We start from the raw sequence: 9,259 nt of genomic DNA on the forward strand, positions 1-9,259 counted from the left end.
ATATTCAGAAACTTGATTGGTCGGGGCAATGAGGTGGTGGTGCGGCTTAGCTTTGTTTGTAAGTGGGCTTTGTGCTATGCCCGTGCTTGTGCAGGCACAGTTGCGCCATAGCGGAGCGCCTATTTCTCCTATGTTTGATACAGCCGCAGTACAGCGACTGTTAGAGCAGGCGCGCTTTGCGTTTGAGCAGCGCAATTTCTACCGAGCAGATAGCCTTGCTCTGCTTGCCTTCCACATTGCTGAACGCCTACCACACCTTCGCCTACAAGCACATGCCTTGCGCCAAATTGGCATTGTGAAGCGTAACCTTGATGAATACGATACTGCCATTACCATTCAGAAGCGCGTGCTTGCCATAGCTGATACCTTAGGCGACGCTCACCTTCAAGCGATGACACAAGGAAGTCTTGCGCTGCTCTACCATAGCAAAGGTTTCTACGGAAAATCATTTGCCCACTACTTTGATGCACTGAGAGGCTACGAGCAATTTAACGACAAAGCAGGCATTGCGATTACTCTTAACAATCTTGCTACTCTATATGCTGACCGAAGCGCATACCACGATGCACTAAGATGCTACCAGCGTGCTCACCTTCTCTTTGAAGCCATTGGCGACACGATGAAAGCAATTAGCACAATGATTAGTATTGGCGATATGCTTCGACAAGTTGGTTATACCAAGCTAGCTTTAGACTCGCTGAAACGCTCTCTTGAGAAAGCAAATGAATTTGGCAATGTTCTCTTGATTGCCGATGCGATGACCGCTCTCGGTGACTTGTATATGCAGGAAAGTCGCTTGGCTTTGGCACTGGAGCATAAGCGCCGAGCTTTAGCCATCTATCAAGAGATGCAAGAGCGCTATGCTCAGGCTAATATCTTGCGAGAGATTGCGGATATTCTACTCGCTCAACGACAGCTTAGTGAAGCGCTTGCCTGTGCAGTAGAGAGCCGCGAGATTGCAAAGAGTATTGGAAACAGAACGCTGCTGAAGAATGCACTTTTTACGCTCTCAGACATCTATGAGTCTGCTGGCTATCCAACGCAAGCACTTCTTTCCTACAAGCACGCTCAGCAAATTAAAGATTCATTGCTCACGCTCGAAGAACAGCGGCGTACTGCAGAGCTGCGTGAGCAATACGAAACTGACAAGAAAGAACAGGAAATTGCTCTCTTGGAGAAAGAGCGTGCCCTGGAACGCCTTAACCGAGAACGCCAACGCGATATCTTCTTAGCGATTACAGGACTTTTGGCCTTGACCGCTGGTGTAGTCAGCATTGCACTCTATATCAAGCAGAAAAATCAAAAGCTGCTGGAAGAGAAAAACTGTCTTATTGCAGCACAAAAGGCGCTTGTAGAAACCCAGCGTGATGAATTAGCCGCTGCGAATCAGTTAAAGAACGACCTACTTGCGATTGCTTCGCACGACCTCAAAAATCCTCTTCAAACGATTATCGGTTTTGCATCACTGCTCAAAGAGAAAATTGCTACCGAGCACGAGGTTCTGATGATTGAGCGGATTGAAAGTGCCTCTAAGCGTATGCTGCACCTTATTAAGGAATTGCTTGATACTGCCGCCATAGAGTCAGGTAAGTTAGAACTCCATAAAGAACGGCTCAATCTTAATGACTTGGTGCAAGTTATTGCCGAACATAATCAACCTAATGCAACGCGTAAGCGTATTACTCTGCACCTGCACTTAGCTGGTGAAGCGCTTGTGCTCGGCGACCGTAGTCGATTGCAAGAAGTGATGGATAACTTGGTTAGCAACGCTATCAAATACTCACCTGAGGGTAAAAGTGTTTTCATCTCCACAGTGAATTTAGGGCAAAGCATTCGCTATGTTGTAAAAGACGAAGGTCAAGGTCTGTCAGAAGAGGATATGACCAAACTCTTCGGACGTTTTCAGAAACTTTCCTCTCGTCCTACGGGTGGTGAAAGCTCAACGGGTTTGGGTCTATCTATCGTTAAGCAGCTGGTTGAACTGCATGGCGGCAGAGTCTGGGCAGAGTCAGAGGGGAAAGGCAAAGGTGCTACCTTTTTTGTGGAGTTACCGAAGTTACTCCCTGAAGAGACATCCAACCCACTTAGTTAGTGGGTGCGGCGCTATGTTTTTTAAGCTCGAGTTAGAAGTGCAATTGTTCCGAAAGAGGCAAATAGCAGCATTGCAAGCAAAATTGTCATATCGCTAAGCCAACGCGCTGCATTTGGTGCATCGTCACGGTAGGAGCTGGCAATGACCATCACCGCCACGTTGTTGGAGAGCAAAAAGTAACTCACTTGCGGCAAGACACCAAAGTAAGTTGCTAAAAATAGCCCCAACCCTGACAGCGAACTGGATACCACAAGAAATACTTTCGTGCTGCAGAGCGAAAGCGTGTTTGCAATCGTCTTGATACCTGAGAGCATGTCGCCGTGCCGGTCTCGGATATCCCACATTACTTCAATGAAAAAGGCACATGTAAAGAGATACACCCAGCAAACCCATGCTCGCAAGGAAATTGGTTGATTGGCAAAAGCCAGTGGCAACACAATCATTGCAGTCGCCCAGTCAATCGGGGGCACAAGGTTTTTGATGATGTAAAGGTCTTTGAGTCGCTTTGCACCACCCACTGCTTGGGAGAGCGCTTCGGGAAAACATTTTTGATTATAAAGAAAACCGATTGCTGCAAGGAGAAATGTGATGAGAAAAGTCTGCCAGCCAAACTGCGCTGCAAGCACTAAGCTAACCAGTGTGGCTGCATAGAACAAGCAGTATGTGATGAAAAATGATTGCCGCTGCGCTGCACGGAGGTTCTCTGGCTGGTTATGTAAATCTTCCGCCACATCTGTCAATCGATTGTATTGGTAAATTGAGAGCGTGAGCAAGAAGACTGTTAGAAGGCACTGCCAGATAATAGGCACACCGAAGTAAATCGCCCATGTTGCAGCACCTAATGCGGCAAGCGTCGCCAGATGCAGTTTGTTTCGGAAAATGAATTGGAGCACCGTGCGCATAGAGCCAGTTTTTTAGAGCCTCCAGAGGCAAAGTGTTTCTCATAGATGCGCCGAAGAATAGCCAATTCTAACGACGAAAGCAAGCGCAGCGGATTAGAGATGGCGGTCACTGAGGGCTTCAACCTTGCCCACTTCATTTTGCTTTCTTTCAAAGGGAGATTGTTCGACTGTATCAGAATCGGGTGGGGGTACCAGCCTACCTAAACTTGCACAGAGCGGCTCTTTTTAGTCGTTCATTTATGAACATTGCTAAAGCTCGCAATAGCAGCGTCGACGGAATCGAAAGTTTGGAAGACCTGCACCAGCTTGGTAATGATAAGCAGATTTTTGATGCGTTCTGCAGGGTTGGCTAAGCGCAGATCACCGTTTGCATTGCGCACAGTCGTTAGCGCAGAGGTCAGCATACCTAAGCCAGATGAATTCATATAGCCCACTTTGGCTAAATCAATCACCAGCTTTTTTTGTCCAGAGGCAATCAGCTCACGCAGACGGTTATGTAGCTCATTTGCATCGGGACCGCCTAACATATCCCCATTAAGCGTAATAAGGGTTACATCACCGATGGTTTTTTCTGAAAATTCCATATTGCAGAGCGGTTAAGTTAGCCACGCAGTTTTAGTTTTCCACCCGTGCGCAACTGCCAATCCAATACCAGTGGCGCAGCGATAAACACCGAAGAGTATGTCCCAATCAAAATTCCAACGCCAATTGCAAAGGCAAATCCACGAATCGTCGGTCCTGCAAAGATAAATAGCATTACCACGGTCAGCAGCGTAGTGGTAGAAGTAATAATGGTGCGACTTAACGTTTCATTGAGGCTATCGTTAAAGATTTTCTCGTAAGGCTCATTGCGGCGGATTTTGATGTTTTCCCGAATGCGGTCATACACCACGACCGTATCGGTAATTGAATAGCCCACAATAGTTAGAAAGGCTGCAATAGTGCTCTGGTCGACTTCCAGTGGCATTGCGTTAAACAGCCCACCCAGCAAACTAAACAGTCCGGCTACAATTAACACATCGTGAAAGATGGCGATGACACCTGCTGCAGCAAACTTGAACTCAAAGCGAATCCCTACATAAATCAAAATCATTGCCAGCGCCCCTAAAATTGCATTGATGGCGGCACTGCGTAAGTCGTCTGCAATGCTTGGCCCCACTGAGTCTATGCGCAGAATCTCGTGCGGATTGTCCTTGAAGTCACGCCGCAATATGCGTGACAGCGTGCTTTGCAGCTCGTTCAAATCACCCTTAAAATCCGTTGTCAGGATAATCTCTCGTGGTGAGCCATACTCCTTGATTTGCCCACCGATACCCTCGCTGAACACGGTGGCACGGATTTTCCCAATTTCAACAGGATTCGCAAAGCCAATCACCACCTCTGTGCCTCCTTTGAAATCAATACCTAATTCAAACCCTCGCACGATGATAGACGCTAGCCCAATTATGATAGCGGTCAGCGACGCATAGTATGCCACTTTCCGCTTGCCGATGAAGTCAAAGTTTGGTCGTTCTAAAAAGCGCATAGTTGGTGTAGAGAAAGCGGTTCCGAAATCCTCGGTGTGCTGGATTACCCAAAGCTAACGGCACTGACCTTATTGCGCTCGAGCATCCAGTCAAATGAAATCTTCGTAATGACCACGGCGGTAAAGAGACTGGCAGCAATGCCAATCATCAGCGTTACCGCAAAGCCTTGAATTGGGCCGATGCCAAAGGCATAAAGTAATGCCGCTGCACCGAAGGTTGTAACATGTGAGTCAAGGATGGCGGAGAAAGCCTTATCGTAGCCGATTTCAATCGCCAGCTTCAGTAACTTTCCTTTGGCACTTTCTTCTCGCACACGCTCGAAGATGAGCACGTTTGCATCAACTGCCATACCAATAGTAAGCACTAAGCCTGCAATCCCGGGCAGTGTGAGCGTGGCGCTAAAGCCTGCAAGGAATGCAATCACAAAGAGCACATTGAACACGAGCGCAAAGTCAGCAATAAAGCCTGCAGCGCGATAGTAAAGAATCATAAACAGCGCAACGACAAAGAAACCTGCAATGACTGAGTATAATCCTGCCCTAATTGAGTCTTCGCCTAGTGAAGCGCCGACTGTGCGCTCCTCTACGATTCGGACAGGGGCAGGCAGCGCTCCTGCTTTCAGCACAATCTCTAAGTCGCGTGCTTCTTCTGCACTGGCTAAGCCGTTAATCACCGAGCTGCCATTCGGAATTTTTGACTTAACTACTGGTGCGGAAAACACGACGCCGTCGAGCACGATTGCAATTTGCTTGTCAATGTTTGCGCCAGTTACGCGAGCCCAAGTGCGTGTGCCTGCGTCATTCATTTTCATCGTAACCTCGGGGCGAGAGCCGTCAATGCTGAAGGTAGCGCGTGCATCTACAATTACGCCACCCTCTAACTCCGCCTCGCGCTTGACCGGATAGAGCCGATAGACATTCTCGCCTGCCTCATTCTGGAAGGGACGTGCGTCTGGCAAAAACTCTAAATCACCCGGAATTCGCTCACGCACATCGCTGCGATTGAGTAACGCGAGCACCTTTGGTTTTGCAGTTTCAGTTACAAACAGTGCGCCAGAGCGCGGGTCAATGATGATGCCATCGTCGGTGTCAGTTACTGCAAAGAGTGGATTTTCCTTCTTCAATTGCTCTTGTGATTTGAGCGAGTCAGGTAGTGCAGCCAGTGAGTCTGCTTTTGCCATCGCTACAGAATCTTTCGCCAGTGTCGTGTCATTCTGTCGGTTTAAGCGTGCCAGATATTTGTTTGCCTCGCTCAGCGCTTTGATTGCAATCTCAGGGTCGCGCACCAGTTTGAACTCCAGCTTGGCGGTGCCTTTCAGCAGTTTGCGCACGCGTTCCTTATCACTAACGCCCGGAAGCTCCACAATGATGCGTCGCCCACCTTTGATTAAAATGGTAGGCTCTGCCACCCCAAACTGGTCGACACGGTTGCGAATAATTTCTTTGGCACGATTGACGGCGTCCTCGACTTCTCTGTTTAGCTTCTCTATCACCTCATCATCGGAGTCGCGTAGGTCGTAGAAGTATCGACTCAGCCGAATTCCTCGTTTCTTGAACTCCTGCGCTATTAGCACAGGGATTTTCTCGTTGCTTGCCTCAGCTGCCGCCCGCGTTGCAGCGATGATGGAGTCGAAAACCATATCGCGGTTACGTGCTTTCAGCTCCAGAAGCTCCAACACATCGACTTCCAGCACGACATGCATTCCGCCTTGCAAATCCAAGCCGAGCTTGAGACGCTTTTCTTGCGCCGCTTCAATGCTCTTGCGATTCTCCTTTACGAAGGCAAGGCTATCTTCAGGTGAAGTAAACTCGCGTAGCTTTTTGTTGTAGAAGTAATCCTGCACAGTTGGGTAAAGAAACCACCCAGAAAGAAGAATGAAGGCAATAGTTAGACCGATGCGAAAGCCGTTGTTTTTCATTTGACTTAAAAAGCGGTGCCGCTCTGCAGCACCTTTGTCTTGATGCTGATTTGATGGTTAATTTTACCAACTCTGTTTGAAAAGGCTGCAAATATAGAAAGACTCGTCTCAAAGTCAAAGTATCGCCTCTCTTGCAGAAGTGTTGTATTTATTCAGACGGCTGCCACAAAAAGCGGCTCTCCAACTTTCCTTACTTTTCAACTGGGAGCGTCGCTGCAGGCGAGGCACGGTAGAGTAGTTTTTGCAAATCGTTCCAGAATAGTTTGCACAGAATTGCTATAAAGCCCAGTGCAGCAACCATCTGCCAAGTGATGCTACTGAAGACAATGGTCGAGAGCCACCAAAGCAGTGCAGCGGAAAACAGCGCTGCCCCAATTTTCCCCCACTCAAATGAATTCGGGTAGATGCGTTGCGAGAAAATGTAAGTGCCGATGGTCATCGCCAGTGCTCCTGCTGTGCCTGATGCTGCTGCACCCATCATTCCCCACAGAGGAATCAGTAGCAGGCAGAGCAGGAATGTGACCGCTGCCCCAATCGCTGTTACAATCGGCAGAGCTTCAGTTTTCTTTTCAATGAGCAGCCCTGCTGCAAGGTTGGTATGCACTATTTCAAAGACAGGTGATAAAAACAGCACGGGCAGCAGTGAGAGACCTACCCAAAATGGAGGTGGCAAGATATAAAACCGGCCAAACCAGTGCACCTGAATCAGATGTGGCACAAATAGTGCTGCCAGAAACGCAATTGTAATCATTGCTACTGATGAAAGCGTCATTACGCGGCTGAACAGACGCTTAGCTTCAGCGTCTGCAGCATGCTGTAAAAAAAATGGCTGCCATGCAAATCGGAACATCTGTATGACTAGCTGCAGCAGTGTTGCAAAGGCATATATGCGCATGTAGATACCCACCAGTGCTTCTGCAGTCATTGGTGTGCCGTAAATGCGCACGATGTCTTCAGGCGAGAGCCGTATTAAGATGTTGCGGTCAATGAAGTGAATCAGTGCAGCGGCTAATCCATTTGGCACAAAAGGCAAGCCAAAACGCAGCATTGCTCGAAAAAGCGTAGGTGAAAACTCAAGGCGAGACCATCGCATCGCTGGTAGCAGCCACACAACTGAGGTCAGCGAGCCAGCAAGGTTACCCAAAAATGCACCTGTCAGCCCCAGTTTAAGCCAGAGAAGAAAGACCAAGCTGCTCACTACCGTAACTAGAACATTCGTGAGTCGAATTAGGGCAAACTTGGCAGCGCGCCGCTCCTGACGCAAGCGTGTCATCGGAATAGTAATGAGCGTGTCCAAGAAAAGAATAAGCGCAGCCAGTCGCACATACTTTGCTGCGGTGCGCTCGAGGTGCATTGCATCGCAAAGTATGTCGGCAAAGAATGCAATTAGCAGAGAGAACGTCGCAGAGGTTACAAGATGTGAGAGAAACGGTGTTGCAAAGACCACTTCAAGCGACTCACCCTTTCTATTAGCCTCCGCAGCAAATTTGAGGTAAGCCTGCTCCATTCCATATGTGTAGAGAATCATTGCGAAGGCGATGTTGGTATAAATCAAGCCTTGAATACCATTCTCCTCTGGCGAAAGCAAGTTTGCGTAGAATGGCACAAGGAAATAGTTCAGCCCCCGTGCGATAACTGTGCTCACGCCGTAGATAGATGTCTCTTTCAGGAGTGCTTGAAGTTTTGCCAGCATTGCATGTCGGTCAAGAGTTCTGCACGGTCAGCGTTAATCTGCTTGACATTCATTCGGCAGAAACGTCATCTGCGTTTAGTTTGATGCCCGTTACGTCATCCAAAGTTTGATGCACACACTTTGGGCTTTGCGGTTGGTGAAGTGCTTTCCCGTTCGCCGTCTGCGAGCGTATGAGGCACAGCAAGCCTTTGAACAATTTCCATTGCCATATCTGTTGAGTTATGGAAGCCAGAGGGAATTAACGAAAAGTTTAGGGCAAAACGGAACAGAAAAGCGGGCTCATCACCCGCCTTTGCGTAACCCTGCTTGATGGCTTTACAACTCGCAACTGCCGCTGACGCACCCCAGTTCCTTCGCGCCTTCCGTCTCATCATCTTCTTCGTAGCAGACAATCTCCGCAAAATCCAGATTCGGCAACTTCGCCACGAGTTCTTCATACTTCTCTTTCGTGATGGCTTCGTAGGGCGCAAGCGCATAGACGTGATTGGTGCGCGGCAAAAACGACAAGCCGCCAATGATGTCCCAGTGCTTGTAGAGCCAATTGCCAACCTCCAACCACTCCTCTTCGCCGACGCTCACCGTAACCGATGGATTGTGTTCGGTGAAATTCGTCTTGACCAGTTTCCAGTGCTCCAACTGCTCTAACGCTGTGAGGTCATCGCGGTAAATTGCGCCTTCGGGCGCTTTGACAGGAAACTCCAGCACATAGGTCGTCGCCGAGCCGTCGACTTGTCCCACTTCGGGTTTGTAAGGGAACTTTTGGTCTTTGAGCATTTTGAAGAGCGGGTCGCTTGCCGAAATGCGAATGCGGCGAATGTAATACGGCGCGTGTCTGGGGTGCATTCCTGATGCGGCATCGACAAGTTGCGAAACCGTGCCCGATGGCTTGACGCAAGTAATGCATGTCGATGGGTTGATGCCAAATCGCTTGGCATACTCTTGATTGACCTTGATGGCTTCTTCTTTCAACGCGCGAAGAACTTCCGCATTGCGAACCGCAGGGCAATCCCACTGACCCGTAATCGACACGCCAAGCAAGCGCTCTTCTTCGCAGTTCTTTTTCCATTCGGGCGAAAGGTAGGGGAAGTTCGTAAGCGTGGCTTGATACGTGCCGAGAATCGTCGCAAG

General features: G+C 48.8%; 7 protein-coding genes. 1 reads left to right on the top strand and 6 read right to left on the bottom strand.

Translation table 11 applies throughout. The annotated features are described in order from the left end of the window. The first annotated feature begins 28 nt into the window (after positions 1-28). Positions 29-2,092 carry a tetratricopeptide repeat-containing sensor histidine kinase gene (locus NZM05_11560; protein MCS7014250.1) on the top strand — a complete coding sequence of 688 codons (2,064 nt, stop codon included), beginning with the start codon at positions 29-31 and terminating at the stop codon, positions 2,090-2,092. Positions 2,093-2,112: 20 nt separating this feature from the next. Here NZM05_11560 and NZM05_11565 read toward each other — a convergent pair whose 3' ends face one another. The 6 genes from NZM05_11565 to NZM05_11590 all read right to left on the bottom strand — a co-directional run. Continuing rightward, a complete protein-coding gene (locus NZM05_11565; GenBank protein ID MCS7014251.1) occupies positions 2,113-2,994 on the bottom strand; it encodes a UbiA family prenyltransferase in 882 nt (293 codons plus the stop codon). Between the two features lie 233 nt (positions 2,995-3,227). Then, positions 3,228-3,578 (bottom strand): STAS domain-containing protein, encoded by a 351-nt coding sequence (locus NZM05_11570; GenBank protein ID MCS7014252.1) that lies wholly within the window; start codon positions 3,576-3,578, stop codon positions 3,228-3,230. 17 nt (positions 3,579-3,595) lie between these two features. Beyond that, a complete protein-coding gene (secF, locus tag NZM05_11575; GenBank protein ID MCS7014253.1) occupies positions 3,596-4,519 on the bottom strand; it encodes a protein translocase subunit SecF in 924 nt (307 codons plus the stop codon). A 44-nt stretch (positions 4,520-4,563) separates the two neighbouring features. Further along, positions 4,564-6,438, bottom strand: a complete 1,875-nt coding sequence (gene secD / locus NZM05_11580; GenBank protein ID MCS7014254.1) for a protein translocase subunit SecD — start codon at positions 6,436-6,438, stop codon at positions 4,564-4,566. A gap of 190 nt (positions 6,439-6,628) precedes the next feature. Then, positions 6,629-8,131 (bottom strand): oligosaccharide flippase family protein, encoded by a 1,503-nt coding sequence (locus NZM05_11585; protein ID MCS7014255.1) that lies wholly within the window; start codon positions 8,129-8,131, stop codon positions 6,629-6,631. Positions 8,132-8,446: 315 nt separating this feature from the next. Further along, the coding region (locus NZM05_11590) for a hypothetical protein (GenBank protein ID MCS7014256.1) at positions 8,447-9,259 on the bottom strand (813 nt) is incomplete at its 5' end.

The organism is Chloroherpetonaceae bacterium, assembly GCA_025056565.1.
Lineage (GTDB): Bacteria > Bacteroidota > Chlorobiia > Chlorobiales > Thermochlorobacteraceae > Thermochlorobacter.